The 20139-nt window shown below is 69.1% G+C and carries 19 protein-coding genes; 13 read left to right on the top strand and 6 right to left on the bottom strand.

The window, feature by feature from the left end; genetic code table 11:
* Nucleotides 1-3: 3 nt before the first annotated feature.
* Together rplI and dnaB are read left to right on the top strand one after the other, a co-directional pair.
* The gene (gene rplI / locus BJQ94_RS19290) at nucleotides 4-453 is read left to right on the top strand and encodes a 50S ribosomal protein L9 (protein WP_265399799.1); all 450 of its coding nucleotides are present in this window, start codon (nucleotides 4-6) and stop codon (nucleotides 451-453) included.
* A gap of 440 nt (nucleotides 454-893) precedes the next feature.
* Nucleotides 894-2297 carry a replicative DNA helicase gene (dnaB, locus tag BJQ94_RS19285; RefSeq protein ID WP_265399798.1) on the top strand — a complete coding sequence of 468 codons (1404 nt, stop codon included), beginning with the start codon at nucleotides 894-896 and terminating at the stop codon, nucleotides 2295-2297.
* A 31-nt stretch (nucleotides 2298-2328) separates the two neighbouring features.
* On the opposite strand, the gene hrpB is transcribed toward dnaB, so the two are convergent.
* A complete protein-coding gene (gene hrpB, locus BJQ94_RS19280; protein ID WP_265399797.1) occupies nucleotides 2329-4887 on the bottom strand; it encodes an ATP-dependent helicase HrpB in 2559 nt (852 codons plus the stop codon).
* Between the two features lie 245 nt (nucleotides 4888-5132).
* Between hrpB and BJQ94_RS19275 the strand changes: the two genes are divergently transcribed.
* Genes BJQ94_RS19275 through BJQ94_RS19265 form a run of 3 tightly spaced genes read left to right on the top strand, consistent with a single transcriptional unit; the run spans nucleotide 5133 to nucleotide 7956 of the window.
* Nucleotides 5133-6278: a Re/Si-specific NAD(P)(+) transhydrogenase subunit alpha gene (locus BJQ94_RS19275; RefSeq protein ID WP_265399796.1), complete on the top strand. Its 1146-nt coding sequence runs from the start codon at nucleotides 5133-5135 to the stop codon at nucleotides 6276-6278.
* Nucleotides 6278-6586, top strand: a complete 309-nt coding sequence (locus BJQ94_RS19270) for an NAD(P) transhydrogenase subunit alpha (protein ID WP_265399795.1) — start codon at nucleotides 6278-6280, stop codon at nucleotides 6584-6586. The genes BJQ94_RS19275 and BJQ94_RS19270 overlap by 1 nt, the downstream gene beginning before the upstream one ends.
* Nucleotides 6583-7956, top strand: coding sequence for an NAD(P)(+) transhydrogenase (Re/Si-specific) subunit beta (locus BJQ94_RS19265; protein ID WP_265399794.1), 1374 nt, complete (start codon nucleotides 6583-6585; stop codon nucleotides 7954-7956). The genes BJQ94_RS19270 and BJQ94_RS19265 overlap by 4 nt, the downstream gene beginning before the upstream one ends.
* Nucleotides 7957-8036: 80 nt before the next feature.
* Here the strand turns inward: BJQ94_RS19265 and BJQ94_RS19260 are convergent, their stop codons facing one another.
* Nucleotides 8037-8822, bottom strand: coding sequence for a HEAT repeat domain-containing protein (locus tag BJQ94_RS19260; RefSeq protein WP_265399793.1), 786 nt, complete (start codon nucleotides 8820-8822; stop codon nucleotides 8037-8039).
* 144 nt (nucleotides 8823-8966) lie between these two features.
* Between BJQ94_RS19260 and BJQ94_RS19255 the strand changes: the two genes are divergently transcribed.
* Both BJQ94_RS19255 and BJQ94_RS19250 read left to right on the top strand, forming a co-directional pair.
* Nucleotides 8967-9560 (top strand): DUF308 domain-containing protein, encoded by a 594-nt coding sequence (locus tag BJQ94_RS19255; protein WP_265399792.1) that lies wholly within the window; start codon nucleotides 8967-8969, stop codon nucleotides 9558-9560.
* Nucleotides 9557-9826: a hypothetical protein gene (locus BJQ94_RS19250; protein WP_265399791.1), complete on the top strand. Its 270-nt coding sequence runs from the start codon at nucleotides 9557-9559 to the stop codon at nucleotides 9824-9826. The genes BJQ94_RS19255 and BJQ94_RS19250 overlap by 4 nt, the downstream gene beginning before the upstream one ends.
* A gap of 96 nt (nucleotides 9827-9922) precedes the next feature.
* Here the strand turns inward: BJQ94_RS19250 and purB are convergent, their stop codons facing one another.
* Together purB and BJQ94_RS19240 are read right to left on the bottom strand one after the other, a co-directional pair.
* Nucleotides 9923-11305: an adenylosuccinate lyase gene (gene purB, locus BJQ94_RS19245; protein ID WP_265399790.1), complete on the bottom strand. Its 1383-nt coding sequence runs from the start codon at nucleotides 11303-11305 to the stop codon at nucleotides 9923-9925.
* Nucleotides 11302-11829 (bottom strand): low molecular weight protein-tyrosine-phosphatase, encoded by a 528-nt coding sequence (locus BJQ94_RS19240; protein ID WP_265399811.1) that lies wholly within the window; start codon nucleotides 11827-11829, stop codon nucleotides 11302-11304. The genes purB and BJQ94_RS19240 overlap by 4 nt, the downstream gene beginning before the upstream one ends.
* Before the next feature lie 176 nt (nucleotides 11830-12005).
* On the opposite strand from BJQ94_RS19240, the gene BJQ94_RS19235 reads away from it, so the two are divergent.
* Both BJQ94_RS19235 and BJQ94_RS19230 read left to right on the top strand, forming a co-directional pair.
* Nucleotides 12006-12296 carry a hypothetical protein gene (locus BJQ94_RS19235; protein ID WP_265399789.1) on the top strand — a complete coding sequence of 97 codons (291 nt, stop codon included), beginning with the start codon at nucleotides 12006-12008 and terminating at the stop codon, nucleotides 12294-12296.
* Complete coding sequence (locus BJQ94_RS19230; RefSeq protein ID WP_265399788.1) at nucleotides 12293-13810, top strand: hypothetical protein; 1518 nt, start codon at nucleotides 12293-12295, stop codon at nucleotides 13808-13810. Before BJQ94_RS19235 ends, BJQ94_RS19230 begins: the two co-directional genes overlap by 4 nt.
* Before the next feature lie 39 nt (nucleotides 13811-13849).
* Here BJQ94_RS19230 and BJQ94_RS19225 read toward each other — a convergent pair whose 3' ends face one another.
* Entirely contained in the window at nucleotides 13850-14245 is a 396-nt protein-coding gene (locus BJQ94_RS19225; protein ID WP_265399787.1) for a phage holin family protein, read from the bottom strand.
* 104 nt (nucleotides 14246-14349) lie between these two features.
* On the opposite strand from BJQ94_RS19225, the gene BJQ94_RS19220 reads away from it, so the two are divergent.
* The 4 genes from BJQ94_RS19220 to BJQ94_RS19205 are packed head-to-tail and all read left to right on the top strand — an operon-like array spanning nucleotide 14350 to nucleotide 19136.
* Nucleotides 14350-15456 carry a histidinol-phosphate transaminase gene (locus BJQ94_RS19220; RefSeq protein WP_265399786.1) on the top strand — a complete coding sequence of 369 codons (1107 nt, stop codon included), beginning with the start codon at nucleotides 14350-14352 and terminating at the stop codon, nucleotides 15454-15456.
* A 4-nt stretch (nucleotides 15457-15460) separates the two neighbouring features.
* On the top strand, nucleotides 15461-16609 hold the full coding sequence (gene pdhA / locus BJQ94_RS19215; protein WP_275875528.1) for a pyruvate dehydrogenase (acetyl-transferring) E1 component subunit alpha: 1149 nt from the start codon (nucleotides 15461-15463) through the stop codon (nucleotides 16607-16609).
* The gene (locus tag BJQ94_RS19210) at nucleotides 16609-17628 is read left to right on the top strand and encodes an alpha-ketoacid dehydrogenase subunit beta (protein ID WP_265399784.1); all 1020 of its coding nucleotides are present in this window, start codon (nucleotides 16609-16611) and stop codon (nucleotides 17626-17628) included. The genes pdhA and BJQ94_RS19210 overlap by 1 nt, the downstream gene beginning before the upstream one ends.
* Before the next feature lie 26 nt (nucleotides 17629-17654).
* Nucleotides 17655-19136, top strand: coding sequence for a dihydrolipoamide acetyltransferase family protein (locus tag BJQ94_RS19205; protein ID WP_265399783.1), 1482 nt, complete (start codon nucleotides 17655-17657; stop codon nucleotides 19134-19136).
* Nucleotides 19137-19280: 144 nt separating this feature from the next.
* On the opposite strand, the gene BJQ94_RS19200 is transcribed toward BJQ94_RS19205, so the two are convergent.
* Nucleotides 19281-20069 carry a type II CAAX endopeptidase family protein gene (locus BJQ94_RS19200; RefSeq protein WP_265399782.1) on the bottom strand — a complete coding sequence of 263 codons (789 nt, stop codon included), beginning with the start codon at nucleotides 20067-20069 and terminating at the stop codon, nucleotides 19281-19283.
* Nucleotides 20070-20139 lie beyond the last annotated feature (70 nt).

Below are 20139 nucleotides of genomic sequence, written 5' to 3'. Positions count from 1 at the left end.
CACATGTCGAAACTGATTCTGACGCACGAGGTCTCCGGCCTCGGTACCCCCGGTGACATCGTTGATGTCAAGAACGGGTTCGCTCGCAACTACCTTCTCCCCCAGGGCTTCGCTGTTGCGTGGACCCGCGGTGGCGAAAAGCAGATCGAGCAGATCAAGGCCGCCCGCGTAGCCCGCGAGCACGCCACCCTCGAAGAGGCCCAGGCTCTCAAGGTCACCCTTGAGAACACCAAGGTCAAGCTGGTCGTCAAGGCCGGCGCCGGCGGACGCCTCTTCGGCTCCGTCAAGACCACCGATGTGGCCGACGCGGTTGCCGCGGCCGGTCTCGGTGCCATCGACAAGCGCAAGATCGAGCTCAGCCCGATCAAGGCGACCGGTGAGCACACGGCGACGGTTCGTCTCCGCGACGAGGTCAGCGCGACCATCAACCTCCTGGTTGTAGCCGCCAAGTAGTCTCATTTCACCCGAAGTAGCGGTGGTTCCGAAAGGGACCACCGCTACTTCTTTTAATGCAAGCCCCTCACCCCCATTTTTGGCGCAGATGAAGTGAGTAATGCACCGGTTTGTGCACAGGTGTCCACCTATTTCGCCAACATTCAACGGAGTATTGAGACTACTTTGTTCACACACCTGTGAATAGAAAAAATACCTGGTCAAATGGTATTTCATGGTTAATACTCGTGAGTTGTCCACAGGTGAGTGCACAGGTTGTGCACAAGTCAGGCGGCGTTTCGCGCAGATTACTCACATTGTTATCCACAGGGTGGTTTGGCTGCGGAGGAGAGCCTCTCTAGGGTAGGCAAGCAGGTACATCAAGGCCTGCCTGCGTGCCGGACCTTCGTTGTCAGCGGGTCCTGATACACCTGAACCACACCAACACGAGGAGGCTCGGCGTGTCGATAGCTCACCTGGGTTTAGCCGACCAACGCTCGGACCAACGCGGTTCCGACTACCGGGGCAACTCCGAGCCACGCCACAGCGAACGCACTCCGCCGCACGACCTCCTCGCCGAGCAGAGCGCCCTCGGCGGCATGATGCTGAGCAAGGATGCCGTCGCGGACGTCGTCGAAACCGTGCGTGCCGCCGACTTCTACGTGCCCAAGCATGAGATCATCTTCGACGCGATCCTCTCGCTCTATGCGCAGGGCGAGCCGACCGACGTCATCACCGTCACCGACGAACTCACCAAGCTCGGCGAGATCTCCCGGGCCGGCGGCGCCGACTATCTGCACACTCTCACCAGCCTGGTGCCCACGGCCGCCAACGCCGGCTTCTACGCCACCATCGTCGCCGAGCGGTCCATGCTGCGCAAGCTCGTGGATGCCGGCACCCGCATCGCGCAGATGGGGTACGCCGGTGAGGGTGAGGTGCTCGACCTGGTCAACACCGCCCAGGCCGAGATCTACTCGATCACCGGCAGCACCGAGACCGAAGACTACGTTCCGCTCACCGACGCTGTCACCGCCGCCATCGAAGACATTGAGGCCGCCAAGCTCAAGGACGGCCAGTTCACCGGTGTGCCCACCGGGTTCGCCGACCTCGACGAACTCACCAACGGCTTCCACGGCGGCCAGCTCATCATCGTCGCCGCACGCCCCGCTCTCGGTAAGTCCACGCTCGCGCTCGACTTCGCACGAGCCGCGTCGATCCACCACGACATGCCGAGCATCTTCTTCTCGCTCGAAATGGGCCGCAGCGAGATCGCCATGCGCCTGCTCGCCGCCGAGGCATCCGTGCCGCTGCAGAGCATGCGCAAGGGCAACGTCGAGGCCCGCGACTGGACCACCATCGCCGCCACGCGCGGACGCATCAACGATGCCCCGCTCTACATCGACGACAGCCCCAATATGACCCTCGTCGAGATCCGCGCGAAGTGCCGCCGGCTCAAGCAGCGGGTGGGCCTCAAGCTCGTCGTGATCGACTACCTGCAGCTGATGACAAGCGGCAAGAAGGTCGAATCCCGCCAGCAGGAAGTCAGTGAGTTCTCCCGCGCGCTCAAGCTGCTCGCCAAGGAACTCCAGGTTCCGGTCATCGCCCTCTCCCAGCTGAACCGTGGTCCGGAGCAGCGAGCAGACAAGATGCCCGCCATCTCCGACCTGCGCGAGTCGGGTTCGCTCGAGCAGGACGCCGACATGGTGATCCTGCTGCACCGCGAGAGCGCCTACGAGAAAGACAACCCGCGTGCCGGCGAGGCCGACCTGATCGTGGCCAAGCACCGTAACGGCCCCACCCGCACCGTCACCGTGGCTTTCCACGGCCATTACTCCCGCTTCGCCGACATGGTGCCCGGCGCATAGCTGTCAGCCGACCGCAGGGTGTGTCGCGGCCCTAGCCCAGGGCAGCGCGGCGCGTGGTGTGCCGGGTGGGTACGGCGGACCAGGGGTCCTCCGGCCAGGGGTGCTTCTGGTAGCGTCCGCGCATCTCCGCTCGCACCTGCGAGTACGGACCTGCCCAGAAGGATGCGAGGTCGTCGGTCACGGCAAGGGGATGCCCGGCGGGGGAAAGCAAGTGGAACAACACCGGCACTCGTCCTCCGACGATTCGTGGGGTCTCTGCCCATCCGAAGCATTCCTGGAGTTTCACAGCCACAACGGGACGAGCCGACGAATCATCGGCGGGTGGGTAGCTGAGACGGACATGCGAACCGCTGGGAACCTGGAGACGTTCCGGAACCAGAGCATCGAGGTCGACCGCGGCCGGCCACGGCAGGGTACGGCGGAGCGCAGGGGCAAGGTCGATGCGCCCGGCCGGAGTGCCGGCGGCCAGGTCTGACAGCTCGGGGCCGAGCCAGGAATCGAGCGTAGCGAGCAGAACGGTGTCTGAGACATCCGGCCAGGGCGATCCGAGCTCGCGATGCAGCAACGCGAGGCGACGCCGCAGAGCGTCCGCGGCGTCTGACCAGATGAACACTCCGAGGCCGTGCGCTGTGACGGCGCGGCGCACGGCATCCCGTCCGCCATCGTCCGCCGGTACGCGCACCGGCACGGACGAGCGAATGATCGCGCCAATCCGACGTTCACGACGCGCGACAACGCGCCCGTCCACGAACCGTGCTTCGACCCGGTCTGTGCAGAGATGGGGCGCCACCTGCTCCGCCTGGTTCTCGGAGATGACGGCGGCAGAGCGGATGAGTGCTCCGGTTCCCGCGGCCGCTCGACCCTGTGCGCGAGTCACGTCGGCCACCGCCAACCAGTCGGCACTCGCGAGCGGACCGGTGATCCCGGCACGGGTGCCGGAGGCTAGGAGGAAGGTTGCGCCATTCGGCGATTGATCGACGCGGCGGGCGATCCACGTGGGAAAGGCGAGCGCGATGATCAGTCCGGTCTGATCAGCGCCTCCTCGCGCCGTGTTAATCGCCCCGGCGAAGCGCTCGAGACGGCGGACCTCCTGCTCCCATCGGCGGGCATCCGGGCTTCGTCCAGTGCGCAGCGCGTTGAGAGTGGCCTGGGCGTCTCCGTCGTGAACGCGGAGGTCACCTGCGAGCAGCGCGATGACTTCGGCTGCTGTGCGCCCGCCGACCAGATCACTCCCGGTGCGCAGTGCACGGGCGAGGCGCGGAGCTGTCGGGATGCGGGCGAGGGCTCGCCCTTCGTCGGTGGCGCGGCCATCGGCATCGATCGCGCCGAGCCCACGCAACGCGGCGAGGGCGTCGCCCAGGCTGCCAGACGGGAGCGGATCGACCAGCCGCAGGCCCACGCCGCCTGGGGCGCCCCAGCATGCGAGGAGCAGGGCTGCATCGGTGAGATCTGCCGCCTGGATCTCGGGGGCAGCGTGCGACGGCGCCGTGGCGAAGGTGCGCTCGTCGACGCAGCGGACCACGACGCCCGGCCCCTGCCGGGTGGCGCGCCCCGAGCGCTGGATGGCGGAGGCCTTGGGCGTCGGGCCGGTGACGAGACCGCTCATGCCGCGCGCAGCATCCCGCTGCGGAGCACGAGACAGGCAGGTGTCGACGACCAGGCGTACGCCGGGCACGGTCAGAGAGGATTCGGCCAGTGACGTCGTGACGATGATCCGTGCCGCAGCATCGGGGCTCCGCCCACTGATCACCGTATCCTGCTCTGCGGCGGGGATCTGGCCGTGCAGTTCCCGCACGTCGAACTCGGCGGCGAGACCACGGATGCGTCCGGCGATCTCGGAGACCTCACGCGCACCCGGCGCGAAGACAAGAGCATCGGCGGCCGGATCGGTGCGCACGAGGGTGCGGTGTGCGGCAACCGCGGTGCTCGCGACGTGGTCGAGGAAAGCCCAGGTGACCCCCCGCTCATCCAGTCGAGGTGTGGGACAGGGCACCCAGCGCACCTCGAGCGGATGGGCCGGTGCGCTCTGGGTCACGATCGGGGCCGGGCACGTATCCGTACCGAGAATTGTGGCGAACCTCTCGGCGTCGAGGGTCGCGGACATCGCGATGAGGACGAGGTCGTCGCGCAGCTCGCGGACCTCGCCGAGCAGCCCGATCAGCAAATCCGTCTCCAGAGCACGTTCGTGCACCTCGTCGATGATGACCGCGCCGACCCCGTCGAGACCAGGGTCATCAAGCAGGCGGCGCAGAAGCACGCCGGCGGTGACGAACTCGATCAGGGTGGATGGACTCACCTGGCGTTCGCCACGGACGGTGTATCCGACGCGGGAGCCGAGAGGGGATCCGTCCAACTGCGCGAGTCGTCGGGCGGCAGCGCGGGCAGCGACCCGGCGTGGCTGAGTGACGATCACACGACCCGGAACCCGATCGGCGAGGATGGGCGGCACGAGTGTGGTCTTTCCCGTGCCCGGCGGCGCGCTGACGACCACGGAGCGGCTCCGATCAAGCGCAGCACTCAGATCACCGATCGCCGAGGCGAATGCGAGCCCGCGACCGAGTCTGGACGGATCGAACGAAAGACGGGTCACGTCCTCAGTCTGTCGCGTTTGGGGGGTGTGTGCTCACGTGTCGCAGGTACCGAGCCTCGACTCTGGGCCGACATGACGAACTCAGCGAGCCAGCGGCTGGCCAGCCCGGCAGGGACCTTCGGCCCGGAAAACCGTGTCGGGCCGGGAAAGCCCGGCGGTACGCTACGAAGTGAGATCGCCCTGGGACGCGCGAACGACCCCGTTTCACTCGTCCGGTGGCAGATGCGTCAAAGGAGTGGTTGCTCGTGAAGGTTGGCATTGGGCGTGAACGCCGCGACGGCGAGAAGCGCGTCGCAGCAACACCGGAGACGGTGACCCAACTCACAGGACTCGGGGTCGACGTCACCGTCGAAGCCGGCGCCGGGCTCGCGTCCGGGTATTCCGACGCCGCCTATGACAAGGCCGGCGCGCACCTCGTGGCAGACTTCGACGCGACAGCGTTCGACGTGCTCTGCCACGTGCGTCCGCTCAGTCCCGCCCTGGCCGCCACGCTACCCGCGGGCACCATCACCGTCGGCCTGGCCTCTCCAGCGTCTGAACTCCCCACCGTGGCCGCGCTGGCCGCCGCGAAGGTCACCGCCTTCGCCCTCGAACTCGTGCCGCGCATCTCCCGGGCCCAGTCGATGGACGCGCTCACCTCACAGGCGCTCGTCGCCGGGTACCGGGCCGTGCTCGAGGCCACCATCCGTTTCCCGCGCTTCTTCCCGCTCTACATGACCGCGGCCGGCACCATCCCGCCCGCCCGGGTGCTCGTGCTCGGCGCCGGCGTTGCCGGACTGCAGGCCATCGGTACCGCCAAGCGGTTGGGCGCGCGGGTCTCCGCCTATGACGTGCGCCCGGCCTCCGCCGACGAGGTCACCTCGATGGGTGGCACCTTCATCACCCTCGACCTGGACGCCGTCGAAGGCGCCGGCGGCTACGCCACCGAGCTGGCCGAAGACCGCGCCGTGCGCCAGCGGGAGCTGCTCGCCCCCCACGTGGCCAAGGCGGATGTGCTCATCACCACTGCCGCGATCCCCGGCCGTCCCGCCCCGCTCCTAGTCACCCGGGAGATGGTCGCGGCGATGCCGGCCGGCTCCGTGGTCGTCGACCTCGCCGCCGAAACCGGCGGCAACGTCGAGGGCGTGCTCCCCGGGGTCGACCAGCTCGTGCCCACCACGGCCGGAGACGGTGTCGTCACCCTCGTCGGCATGCGGGACGCCGCCTCCGCGATGGCCTCGGATGCGTCCAGGCTGTACGCCAAGAACGTCGCCAACCTGCTCGCGCTGATGATCACCGACGGCCAGGTCGTTCCCGACTTCACCGACGAGGTCGTCGCCGGCGCCTGTCTCACCGCCGACGGCGAGGTGCGCCACGCACCGACCGCCGCCGCGCTGGAAGGAAAGAACTGATGGATCCGATCACTCTCCTCACGGTCATCGTCTTGACCGTCTTCGTCGGCTTCGAGGTGGTCTCCAAGGTGTCCAGCACCCTGCACACCCCGCTGATGAGCGGCGCCAACGCCATCCACGGCATCATCCTGATCGGCGCGATCATCGTCGCCGGGCAGCTCGATGACCCGTGGCTGATCGTCGTGGCCCTGCTCGCCGTCGCCCTCGCCACCGCCAACCTCGTCGGCGGCTTCGTCGTCACCGACCGGATGCTGGGCATGTTCCGCGGCCGGAAGCCCGCCGCCACCCCGAAGGACACCACCAAATGAGCCTCCTGTCAGCCGAGTGGACCGCACTGCTCTACCTGGTCGCGGCCGTCTGCTTCATCCTCGCCCTCAAGGGACTGAGCTCACCCAAGACCGCCAGACGGGGCAACCTGATCGGCGCTGCCGGCGCCACCCTCGCCGTGCTCACCGTGTTCCTGTCGGCCAAGCTCGACAACATCCCGTACATCATCCTGGCGATCGTCATCGGTGCCGCGATCGCGGCACCCATCTCCCGCCGGGTGCAGATGACCCAGATGCCCCAACTCGTCGCACTGTTCAACGGCGTCGGCGGCGGCGCTGCCGCGCTCGTGGCGATGCTCGAACTGGGCCACAGCGACGGCCCCTGGGTGCTCGTGGCCGTGGTGTTCACCATGATCGTCGGAGCGGTGTCGTTCGCCGGATCCGCGATCACCGTGGCCAAGCTGCAGGAACTCATCACCACCCGCCCGGTCGTCTTCCCCGGCATGAAATGGGTCATGAGCCTCGCGGCCGTCGCGGCCATCGTCGTCGGCGGCGTTGTCGTCGCCACCGGCTCGACCGGCTGGGCGCTGCTGCTCCTCGTGATCGGACTTGCCGTCGGACTGCTGCTGGTGCTGCCGGTCGGCGGTGCCGACGTGCCCATCGTCATCTCCCTGCTGAACGCCTTCACCGGCCTCGCGGTCGCCGCATCCGGCGTGGTCCTGGACAACGTGCTGCTCGTGGTCGCCGGTACCCTCGTCGGTGCCAGCGGTACGATCCTCACCCGTGCCATGGCCTCCGCAATGGGCCGCGGCGTGAGCGGCATCATGTTCGGCGCCTTCCGCGGCGGCTCGACCGCCGGCTCCACGGTGCAGAGCGACCGCCCGGTGCGCTCCTCCAACCCCGAAGACGTGGCCGTGATGCTCGCCTACGCGCAGCGGGTCGTCATCGTGCCCGGCTATGGTCTGGCCGTGGCCCAGGGCCAGCACACCATCGCCGAGCTCGCCACGACCCTCGAGGCGCGCGGTGTTGAGGTGGACTTCGCGATCCACCCCGTCGCAGGCCGGATGCCGGGGCACATGAACGTGCTCCTCGCCGAGGCCAATGTGCCCTACGAGTCGCTCAAGGAAATGGCCGAGGTCAACCCCGAGTTCAAGAACACCGATGTCGTGCTCGTCGTCGGCGCGAACGATGTGGTCAACCCGGCCGCCAAGACCTCGCCCGGCTCGCCGATCTACGGGATGCCGATCCTCGAGGTTGAGGAAGGCCGCCAGATCGTGTTCCTCAAGCGGTCCATGCGTCCCGGGTTCGCCGGCATCGAGAACGAGCTCCTCTTCGATCCGAAGACCACGCTGCTGTTCGGTGACGCGAAAGACTCACTCACCAAGGTGCTCGGCGCCGTCAACGCGTTATAACCCCGCCGACTTGCCGCAAAGCGCCCCCTCACGAGCCGTGAAGGGGCGCTTTGCGGCAAGTCGCGAGCACTCGGGCGGGATCAGCCGAGGACGCCCCAGAGGTTGTGTTCGGCGAGCACCGAGCGCAACCGCGCCTTGGTGAGGTTCGACCGCACAATCCACCGGGCGTCGGGGTCGTCAGAGGCCGCCAGCACCCGGAACGCGGCCAGGCCGGCCTCCGGGCTCGCGGCGATCGCCACGCTCCAGCCGTAACCGAGGGCCTGGCGCAACACCCGGTGCGCCTCCTTCGCGCGGGCCGGATCCTGCACGATCTCACCGCCGCTCAGCAGCAGCGCGGTCGCAGCATCGCAGACGCGCAGGGCCAGCGTCTGGGCGCCCTCGGTGTGCAGCAGGCGCGGCTCGCAGATCGCGGCGACGCCGGCCCGAGCCAGCCAGGCATCCGGCACAGCGGACCACTCGTCGACCACGCGGTGTAGCAGGGCCGGATCGACATCCCCGACCAGCTGCAGGGCGCGGGCGGCGCCCTCCCGCACCCGCCACCGTTCGTCGCCGGCCGCCCGGCGGAGTGCCGCGAGGGCGGACGTACGCTCGGCGGGATCCAGAACCAACCGCCCAAGTCCCTCTGTGCCGCAGAAGGCCAGGAACTCGTCCGGCGATTCCGCCAGGCTCCAGATCAGTGCGACCGGGGCTGTGGCCGCGAACGCATCGGCGAGGGGCAGGTTGGCCCGCGGTCCCGGCAGCCCCGAGTGGGCGCCGAGGTAGGCGGGCACCGCATCCGGTGACCCCGCGCACAGATCGCTCAGCGCGGCCAGAGGGTCACCCGCTCCCGCGACTGCCGACCTGACCGGTGTACCTGCCTCACCCATGGAGACCCCCTAACCTGCCCGACCGTAGTCCCCGGCCTCCCTCCCCGCAACGGGCAGGTGCCCGGCCGACACGCCCCGCGCAGCGGATGGGCCGGAGCCGCCGCGTAGACTGGAAGCACTCCCTGCGACGAAAGAGGTGCCCGCGTGGCGCATGCCCCGGCAGCAGCCGTCATCGGCACCCGGTTCTGGACCGTTCCCGTGGCGCGCGCCGTCGTGGCGCTGGTGCCCGCGGCCCTGATCACGTTCAACGCCAACCACTCCGCGCAGTTCGGCCTGCTTGTCTTCGGCGCCTTCGCCCTGGTCAGCGGGCTGGTCATCGCCGGGCTCAGCTGGCTCACGGTGCGAGACGCCAGGGACCGCACCCTCTTCGTGCTGCAGGGCGTCGTCGGCGTTGTCGCCGGTGTCCTCGCCCTCCTCCTGAACGCCGGCGGTCTGGGCTTCTTCCTCTACCTCGTCTCGGTGTGGGCGGCCGTCACCGGCATGCTCGAGCTGTTCGCGGGCATCCGGCTGCGTGCCCGCGATCGCACCGCGCGCAACCAGGTCGCCCGCGACCTGCTCATCGTGGGCATTTTCACCGCGGTCCTCGCACTCACGTTCCTGCTCCTCCCGCCGCACGCCGTGGTCTCGGTGGGGCTGCTCGGCGCCTACCTGGCGATCGTCGGCGTCTACCTCGCCATCGCCGGCGTGGATGCGCGACGCGGCCTGGCTTCCTCCTCCACAGATTCGGACACCCCGTGACCCAGAACACTCCGCACAAGCCCACCAGGTCCGAGATCCTCAAGCCTGTCGAGCTCGTCGCAATCTCCGGCGCGATGGGCCTCTTCGTGGGCCTGACCATCTTGCTGGCCACCCGCAACTGGGCGCTGTCTTCGATCGCCCTCGGGATCACCTTCATCATCGCCCTCGTCGTCATCGCGATGCTCGCCCTGGGCATGAAGCCCACAGCGGCCGAGAAGAGCGACCTCGACGAGCAGAACCAGAGCGGCGAGGCCAAGGGCCACTGACCCGCGGCAGCAGCGCGGTGTCGTGGTGGGCCGGCGCGCGAGCGCGCCGGTGGCAACCCGGGAGCTGACGCTCCCGGGTGCCCGGCGACGGGGCTCTCAGCCCAGGTAGTCCACCAGCGGGTCGGCCAGGCCGACGTAGCCGCCCGGCGTCAGCTCGAGCAGGCGCGCCTTGGCGGCGTCGCCGATCTCCAGGTCCTGCACGAAGGCCACCAGATCGGCGCGGTTGATGCGCTTGCCGCGGGTGAGCTCCTTCAGCAGCGCGTACGGGTCGGCGATGGTGGAGCGGCCGGCGCTGACCTCAGCGCGGATGACGGTCTGGATGGCCTCGCCGAGGATCTCCCAGTTGGTGTCCAGGTCGTGCGCGAGCAGCTCGCGATCCAGGTCGATTTCGCCCAGGCCCCGCACCAGGTTGTCCAGCGCGAGCAGCGAGTGGCCGAAGCCGACGCCGATGTTGCGCTGGGTGGTGGAGTCGGTGAGGTCCCGCTGCAGCCGGGAGGTGACGAGGGTGGCCGCCAGCGAATCCAGCAGGGCGCTGGAGAGCTCCAGGTTGGCCTCGGCGTTCTCGAACCGGATCGGGTTGATCTTGTGCGGCATGGTCGACGACCCGGTGGCCCCGGCCTGGGGCACCTGGCGGAAGTAGCCGATGGAGATGTAGGTCCAGATGTCGGTAGCGAGGTTGTGCAGCACTCGGTTGGCGTGCGACACCTTGCCGTACAGCTCGGCCTGCCAGTCGTGCGACTCGATCTGGGTGGTCAGCGGGTTCCAGCCCAGGCCGAGTCCCTCCACGAACTCGCGGGACACCGCGGGCCAGTCCACGGTCGGGTCCGCGGCGACGTGCGCGGCGAAAGTGCCGGTGGCACCGCTGAACTTGCCGAGGTACTCGTTGGCCTCGATCTGCTTCTGGATGCGCTCCAGCCTGTAGACGAACACCGCCAGCTCCTTGCCCATGGTGGTGGGCGTGGCAGGCTGGCCGTGCGTGCGGGCCAGCATGGCATCGGCCCGGTAGTCGGTGGACAGTGCGCGGAGGGCACCGACGAGGGTGCGCAGCTTGGGCAGCCAGACCTCGCGGACGGCCTCGGAGACCGTGAGCGCGTAGGCGAGATTGTTGATGTCCTCGCTGGTGGCGGCGAAGTGGGTGAGCTCGCTGATCGACTCCAGTCCGAGCGGCACGAGACGGCGGCGCACGAGGTACTCCACGGCCTTCACGTCGTGCCGGGTGACGGCCTCCAGGGCGGCCAGTTCGTCGATCTCGGCCTGGCCGAAATCGGTGACCAGGGCCCTGAGGCCACTCTTCTGGTCGGCGCTGAGCGGGGCGGATCCGAACAGGCTGCGGTCGGTGAGGGTGATCAACCACTCCACCTCGACCTTGACCCGTGCCCGGTTGAGTCCGGCCTCTGACAGGTGCTCGCCCAGTTCGGTGACGGCGGCCTGGTAGCGGCCGTCGAGTGGACTGAGGACCTGCGGGGGTAGAGGACTCATCGGACTCCCTGTCTGATTGCGGGTGCGAGTTGCGCGAAGAGCGCAAAATTGGCTCTCTCAATCATGCCTAAAACCGAGTCAAACAGCGCATCGTCGGAATAGTAGGGGTCCGGCACGTCCCGCAGGATGGCCTGGTCCCTGTCGAAGCTGAGCAGCAGGCGCACCTTGTTGCGGTCGCGTTCGGTGGGCGCCCAGTTGCGCAGGATGCGTTCCTGCGAGCGGTCGAGCACCACCACGAGGTCGAGGTCGTCGAACCAGGCGGCATCGAATTGCCTGGCCCGGTGGTGGCTGCCGTCGTAGCCGCGCTTGGCCAGGGCGGCGATCGTGCGGGTGTCGGCCTGTTCGCCGACGTGCCAGTCGCCGGTGCCCGCGGAGCTCGTGGTGATCAGCCGGCCCAGTCCGGAGCGCGTGACGAGGTCGCGCAACATCACCTCGGCCATGGGCGACCGGCAGATGTTGCCGGTGCAGACGAAAATGATCCGAAATGGCGTCGACTCATCTGGACTGAGCGCCGCGAAATTCATGTGTCCATTGTGTTCCACATTCCCCTCCTCCACATCTGCCCGTCGAGGCGACTTCTCCCGAACCGCGCGGTCGTCGTGCGGCGTCACCCAGGCTGGCACAGTATGGGCGACACAGTCTGGACTGGAGAGCTGGGCTGGAGGGCTGGACCGAAGAACTGGACCGAAAAGGAGACGCGATGGATCCCTGGGACGGAAACTTCCCGTCGGACGGCGAGGCTGCCGCCGTCGCGCTCGCACGGCTGCGCGAGCAACGCTGGCTGCTGGGACTCGTGCGCGACGAGGTCGAGGCGACGGGCCGCCGGATCGCCGGCCAGGGGACGGGAGCCGGCTGGCGGTCGACGGCGCAGCGCGCCTATGCGGACAGCCTCGCCGGCCTGGCCGGTGACCTGCAGACAGCCTGGCGGGCGTTGGAGGACGCCCTCTCGGCCGTGGACCGGGACATCGAACAGGTGAAGGTGGCCCGGTGAGCTCCGCCGGGAACGATGTCACGCCCGACGAGGGCTACCGGGATCTGACGATCTCCGGCGGCGGCAGCACCATGGTCGCCACCGACACCGTGTTCGCCGAGATGGCCACCCTGCGCCGGGTTCAGGGGGATGCCGAGGACTGGGAGGTGCGGATCGGGCGGGTGCAGTCCTTGGGGCTGGGGTCCTCACTGCAGTGGCGACCCAGCGACCTCGGTGCCTGCGTGCTGGGCGCCTGGGTGGCGATCCACGGGGTGGCCGGCGAGAGTCGGCAGCTGGCCGACAGTCTCGCCGAGGCGGCCGAACAGTATGGTCGCCTCGAGGCCGGCCTCGACACCCTGCTGAGCGGGATGGGCGCCTGGCTCGGCTACACGGCCGGGCAACTGGCCATGTTCGCGCCACTCATAGCCGTGTCGTTGGCGGGGCCCCTGGCCTACGCGGCGGTCGGCTCCCTCACCTGGAACGCTTTGCAGGGCCGACCGGGCGAAGTGCTGCCGCCCGGCGTCGCCGACTGGCTGCGGGACAACCCCCGGCTGCTCAGCGACCCGGCGACGGTGCGGCTGGTCCGGGTGCTGGTCTCGTCGGCCGACGAGGTGGCACTGGGCCGGGTGGGCGTGCCCTACCCGGTGGCCGCGGCGCTGGGCGATGACGGCGCCGGGGTGCTCGGGGCGGCATCCTCGGCGTTCGGCCTGCTCGTGGCGGCCCGGGCGGCCGGTCTGCTGCGCGAGACGCCGGTGCGGGTGCGCCTGGCGGGATCATCTCCCGCCCCGGTTGCCGCCCCCGCCGCCGGCGGTGTGCAGTCTGGGCCCGGCGGCGAATCGACGGCCACCCTGGCGGCGCCGAAGCCGCCCACCGGCTTCGCCGACCTCGCCGACCGCATCCCCACCGAGGAGGACGGTGCCCAGGTGCGCATCGAACGGTACGGTGACGCCGAGCATCCGCGATGGGTCGTGTACATCGGCGGCACCGTGGAATGGGCGCCGGCCGCCTCAACCGAACCGTGGGACATGACCTCCAACGTCGCGGCGGTGGCGGACCAGGAAGCCGGCTCGTACCGCGCGGTGCTGCAGGCTCTGCACGCCGCCGGCGTGCAACCTGGCGACCCTGTCGTGCCCGTCGCGCACTCGCAGGGCGGGCTGATCGCCAACCAGCTGGTCTCCCGCGGCGATATCACCGCCGTGGGGATGGTGACCTTCGGAGCGCCGGAGACCGGCCTGGCCCTACCGGACGGGCTCCCGGCCATCGCGATCGAACACGAGGAGGACATCGTTCCCGCGCTCGGCGGCACATCGGAGGAGGACCAGCGCCTCTACGTGCGGCGGGAACTCTTCGCCGGCCGGGACGTGCCGCTGGACGAGACGCTGCCCGCCCACCAGTTGGTCGGCTACCGCGACACTGCCGGGATCGTCGATGCCTCGCCGGAGCCCCGGCTGGCGGAGTTCCGCGCCCAGCTGGGGGAGATCGTTGGCAAGGCGCCCGGCGAACAGAGCCTCTGGCACGCCGAAAGGGTGGACTGATCGAACGGCCCGACTGACCGAACGTATCGCCCGGCCGGCCTAGGAGCTGGAGTTGTTCAGCGGCCGCACGAGCAGGCCGAACAGCCAGCTGAAGATCCCCAGCACGAATGCGCCGAGCACACCCCACCAGAAGCCGTCGATCACCAGGCCGAAGCCGAGCAGGCCGGAGACCCAGGCCACCAGCAAGAGGAGCAACCCGTTCACGATGAACGACAACAACCCGAGCGTGAGCACATAAAGCGGGAAGGCGACGATCCGCACGAAGCCGCCGACGAACCCGTTGACGAACCCGAAGATGAGCGAGATCAACAGATAGGTCAGCACGACGGCCACGGTGTCCGGCGCATACGGCTCGACCCGCACCCCGGCCACTATGAGTGTCGTCACCCAGAGGGCGGCGGCATTGACGATCAGTTTGACGAGGAAGCTACCCATGCGTCCACTATGGCATCCGGGGTGCCGACGCTGGGGGTTTCCGGCGCGGCATATACCCGAAGAGCATGCGGCATCTCGAATATGTCGCGGCGTAGACTCGCGGAGTGAGCCCTTCTGACCAGCCATCAGTCCGCCTGCGCCCTGAGATCGTTGCGCTGCCGGCGTACCGGCAGGGCAAGGCAGCCAGCGCGTCCGCCTTCAAACTCTCCAGCAACGAGAACCCGTTCGACCCGCTGCCCGGCGTCGTCGACGCCGTCAACGCGGTCTCGGCGTTCAACCGGTACCCGGATGCGTCCGCCCTCGCCCTCCGTGAACGCCTCGCCTCCCGGTTCGGCCTGTCCGCCGACGAGGTGCACATCGGCGCCGGATCGGTGGCCCTGCTGGCCCAGCTGATCCTCGCCGCGGCGGGCCCCGGCGACGAGGTGCTCTACTCCTGGCGCTCCTTCGAGGCCTACCCGAGCCTGGTCACAGTCTCCGGCGCCACGAGCGTCACCACCCCGAACCGCGCCGACCACGGCCACGACCTGCCCGCGATGGCCGCACGGATCAGCCCGCGCACCCGTGTCGTCATCGTCTGCAGCCCCAACAACCCCACCGGCGTGATCGTCACGGCCGAGGAATTCGCCGCCTTCATGGAGCAGGTCCCCACCGACCTGCTCGTGATCCTCGACGAGGCCTACGCCGAATTCGTCAGCGACCCGGCCGCCGTGAACGGCCCGACGCTGCTCGACCGGTACCCCAACCTCGTCGTGCTGCGCACCTTCTCCAAGGCCTACGGCCTCGCCGGGCTGCGGGTCGGCTACGCCCTGGGTCCCGTCGGCATCCTCGACGCCGCTCGCGCCACGGCGATCCCGCTCTCGGTCACCGGGCAGGCCTCCGCTGCGGCCCTGGCCTCGCTCGACGCCGAACCCGAGCTGCTGGCCAGAGTCGGCGTCATCGCGGAACGCCGCGACGGCATCCGCGACTCCCTCATCACCGCCGGACTGAACATCCCGCCGTCGCAGGCCAACTTCGTCTGGCTGCCGCTGGGCGAGGCGACCGCGGCGACCACCGAACGTTTCACCGATGCCGGACTCGTCGTCCGGCCCTTCCACCCGGAGGGCATCCGGGTCTCAATTGGCGAGGAGGAATCTGTGGCCACGCTCCTGCGCATCGGCGCTGAGATTGTTCAGGAACTACCAACGGGGCATCCGGCCCGGCGGCTAGGTTAGTACGGTGCCAGTGACCTCGAACGACGCACCAGTGCGCACCATCGCCTCGCCTACCGTGCAGCTCCTCGCCACGGACGGTACCTTCGCTCCGTCCGAATCGGCGGAAGAGTTCCTGCCGTACTTCGACCGCCTCACCGAGGCCGACTACCGCAAGTTCTACCGCGACATGGTCGTCGTGCGGAAGTTCGACACCGAGGCGGCGAACCTGCAGCGCCAGGGCCAGCTCGCCCTCTGGGTGCCCAGCCACGGCCAGGAGGCCGCCCAGGTCGGCTCCGCCTACGCCACCCGGACGCAGGACCACGTCTTCCCCTCCTACCGGGAGCACGTCGTCGGCATGATCCGCGGGCTCGACATGGTCGACATCCTGCGGATGCTGCGCGGCGTCACCCTCGGTGGCTGGACGCCGGAAGAGCACGGCAACTTCCACCTCTACACGCTGGTGCTCGCCTCCCAGACCCTGCACGCCACCGGCTACGCCATGGGTATGCAGCTTGACGGCGCCACGGCGACCGGCAACCCGGAGACCGACCAGGCCGTGATCGTCTATTACGGCGACGGCGCCTCCTCGCAGGGCGACGCCAACGAGGCCCTGGTCTTCGCGGCCAGCTACCAGACCCCGCAGGTGTTCTTCATGCAGAACAACCACTGGGCCATTTCGGTGCCGGTGTCCCGCCAGTCCCGCTCGCCGCTCTACCTGCGCGCCGGCGGCTTCGGCATGCCCGGCATCCAGGTCGACGGCAACGACGTGCTCGCCAGCTACGCCGTGACCGCCAAGGCCATGGACGACGCCCGCGCCGGGCACGGCCCGTCGCTGATCGAGGCGCTCACCTACCGGGTCGGCGCGCACACCACCGCCGACGACCCCACCAAGTACCGCGACCCCGAAGAACTCGCCTACTGGGTGGCCCGCGACCCGATCGTGCGCTTCCGCAGCTACCTCGAAGGCCTCGGAGTCGAGCAAGAGTTCCTCGACTCCGTCGACGAAGAAGCCGCAGACCACGCCGCGGATGTGCGCCGCCGCGCCCTGGAGATCACCTCGCCCACCTGGGACGTGATCTTCGACAACGTCTACGCCGAACCGCATCCGCTGGTGGTGGAGCAGAAGAACTGGCTCGACGCCTACGAAACCTCGTTCGACGGGAGCGACTCCTGATGAGCACGCCGGAAACCACCACCACGAGCGCCCCGGCGCCCACCACCGCGAACCTGCCGATGGCCAAGGCCCTGAACGCGGGGCTGCGCCAGGCGATGCTCGACGACCCCAAGGTGCTCATGATGGGCGAGGACATCGGCCCGCTCGGCGGCGTCTTCCGCGTCACGGAGGGCCTGCACGCCGAGTTCGGCGAGAAGCGGGTGCTCGACACCCCGCTGGCCGAATCCGGCATCATCGGCACGGCCATCGGCCTGGCCATGCGCGGCTACCGCCCGGTCTGCGAGATCCAGTTCGACGGCTTCGTCTTCCCCGGCTTCGACCAGATCACCAGCCAACTGGCCCGCATGCGCAACCGGCACGAGGGCGGCGTCACCATGCCCGTCGTCGTGCGGATCCCTTACGGCGGCCACATCGGCTCGATCGAACACCACCAGGAGAGCCCGGAGGCGTACTTCGCGCACACCCCCGGTCTGCGCGTGGTGAGCCCGTCGAACCCGCACGACGCCTACTGGATGATGCGCGAGGCCATCGCCTCGAACGATCCGGTGATCTTCTTCGAACCGAAGAGCCGCTACTGGCCCAAGGGCGAGGTGGACTTCACCGCGGCCGGTATCCCGCTGCACGCCAGCAAGGTGGTGCGCACCGGCACGAGTGTCACCGTCGTCGGCCACGGCGCCATGGTGAGCGTGCTGCTGCAGGCCGCGGAGCTCGCCGCCGCCGAGGGCATCAGCCTCGAGGTCATCGACCTGCGCTCGATTTCCCCGATCGACTACGGGCCGATCCTCGACTCCGTGCACAAGACCGGCCGGCTCGTGGTCGCGCAGGAGGCCGCCGGCTTCGTCAGCGTCGGCTCCGAGATCGCCGCGACCGTCACCGAGCGGGCGTTCTACTCGCTCGAGGCGCCCGTGCTGCGGGTGTCCGGCTTCGACACCCCATTCCCGCCCGCCGCAGTGGAAACCCACTTCCTGCCCAGCCCCGACCGCGTGCTCGAAGCCGTCGACCGGGCCCTGGCCTACTAACCGTCCCCCTGCCGGAAAGGCACCCCATGAGCGTCTCCCGATTCACCCTCCCCGACGTGGGCGAGGGCCTGACCGAGGCCGAAATCGTCGAGTGGAAGGTCGCCCCGGGCGACACCATCTCGATCAACCAGGTGCTCGTCGAGATTGAGACGGCCAAGTCGCTCGTCGAGCTGCCCTCGCCCTACGTCGGCGTGGTCGGCGAGATCCTCGTCGAGTCCGGCACCACGGTCGACGTGGGCACCGTCATCATCACGATTCTCTCCGAGGCCGGCGCCATCGATGACGACGCCGACGCGCCCGCACCGGATGCCGCGGCCCCGGCAGACGACGACCTCGCGGCCGCCGCCCAGGACGCCGGCGGCACCATCTCCCAGGAGCCCGCCGAGGAGTCGCCCGCCGTCCTCGTGGGGCGCGGCGCCGCAGCCTCGATGCCCACCCGCCGTCGCCGGCACGTCGTGCCCGCCGCCGCCCATGAAGCCATCGCGTCGGCGCCCACCGCGCCGCCGCAGAGCGGCCCCGCCGCCTCAGGGCCGCGCACCAACACCGCCGCGACCGGCCCGGCCCGAACCGCCCCGCCGGCTCGCCCCGTGGCCGCACCGGCCGCATCCGCCAAGCCCGCCGGCACACCGGCACCCGTTCTCCGCTCCGGCCCGGTGATCACCAAGCCGCCGATCCGCAAGCTCGCCAAGGACCTCGGCGTCGACCTCAGCCAAGTGGAGGCGACCGGCCGGTTCGGCGACGTCACCCGCGAAGACGTGCTGCGCGAGGCCACCCAGGCGAGCGTGTTCCGCAACATCCAGACCCCGGAGTGGCCGACCGACCGCGAAGAGCACATCCCCGTCAAGGGGGTGCGCAAGGTGATCGCCCAGACCATGGTGCGCAGCGCCTTCACGGCGCCGCACGTGAGCCTGTTCGTCGACGTGGACGCCACCCGCACCATGGAGTTCGTCAAGCGGCTCAAGGTCTCCACCGACTTCGCCGGCGTCAAGGTGTCGCCGCTGCTCATCATGGCCAAGGCCATGATCTGGGCCGTGCGCCGCAACCCCACCGTCAACTCGGTCTTCACCGACGAGGAGATCGTGATCAAGCACTACGTGAACCTCGGCATCGCCGCGGCCACCCCGCGCGGCCTGATCGTGCCGAACATCAAGGAAGCCCAGGACATGAGCCTGCTCGAGCTGGCCGGTGCCCTGGAGAAGCTCACCATCACGGCCCGCGATGGCAAGACCAGCCCGGCCGAGATGTCCAACGGCACCATCACCATCACCAACATTGGTGTCTTCGGTATGGACACCGGCACCCCGATCCTCAACGCCGGCGAGGCCGGCATCGTGGCGCTGGGCACCATCAAGCAGAAGCCCTGGGTGGTCGACGGCGAGGTGCGCCCACGCTTCGTCACCACCATCGGCGCCAGCTTCGACCACCGGGTGGTCGACGGCGACGTCGCCAGCCGGTTCCTGGCCGACGTGGCCAGCATTATCGAAGAGCCGGCGCTGCTCCTCGAGTAGCCGCGGAACGTTCACTGCACCTCGTATGGCCCACTGCACCAGCCAGAGCGGGCGCATCCAGCAACACGAAGTGCAGTGACGCTGAGAGGTGCGTGAAAAGCGTCACGGGTGACGCGGTCCCGCTGGCGACGCGGTGGACGAGGGTCACCGAACGGGCAGCAGTGCTCCCAGCGGTGTGCTCCGGTCGGCGGTCCGGGTCTCCGCTGCAGCACTCCGCCGGATGCCCGTCCACAGCCACACCGCCCCGCCCAGCAGGATCACGGTCATGACGGCATCCACCGCGGGCGGCGTCTGGTGCACGCTGCTGAGCTGCGCGAGGTCGAACAGGGCGTGGAAGGCCAGCACGGGCCAAAGGCTGCCGGTGCGGAGGAACGCGCAGGCCGCGAAGAGACCGAACGCCGCCGCAAAGCCGATCTGGGCGAGCGTGCTGGGCAGGTCCTGGCCGCCGAGCAGGTTCACGGCATGCGCCAGGGCGAATGCGCCGGTTGAGACGAGCACGGCCGTGCGGGTCCCCGTGGGGGCCAGCAGCCGGAGGAACACCGCCCGGAACAGGGTCTCCTCCACGAACGCCACCAGCACGACGAAGCCGATCATTCCGAACCAGGCCCCCGCCGTCTGGTCCACCGCGCCGCTGGTGGAAACCAGCACCAGAATGAACACCGCGAGCATCGGCAGCAGCACCAGCCGCCACGCCGCCCGGGCACCGCGCACCCGGGGCCGCCCGAAGCCGAGGATCCCCCACCGCCGGGTCACGCACGCCCAGATCACCAGGCCAATGGTGACCGGTGCATAGACCAGTGACACCGGCGAATCCAGCGGAAGCTCTGCCAGATAGATCACCGTGCCGCCGATCCCGAGCATCAAGATGAGTGCGACGGTGGTCAGAGTCACAACGGTGATCGGATGTTGGCTGGTGATCGGGCGGCTGGACACGGGGTTCCTCCTGAGATTCGGGCATCCGACGACGGACGGCACGGTGAATACGCTTGTATTCAGAGAATAC

This window comes from Cryobacterium sp. SO2 (assembly GCF_026151165.2).
Taxonomy (GTDB): domain Bacteria; phylum Actinomycetota; class Actinomycetes; order Actinomycetales; family Microbacteriaceae; genus Cryobacterium.
Note: the sequence above shows the minus strand (reverse complement) of the source record. Positions and strands in the feature narration are given on the sequence as shown.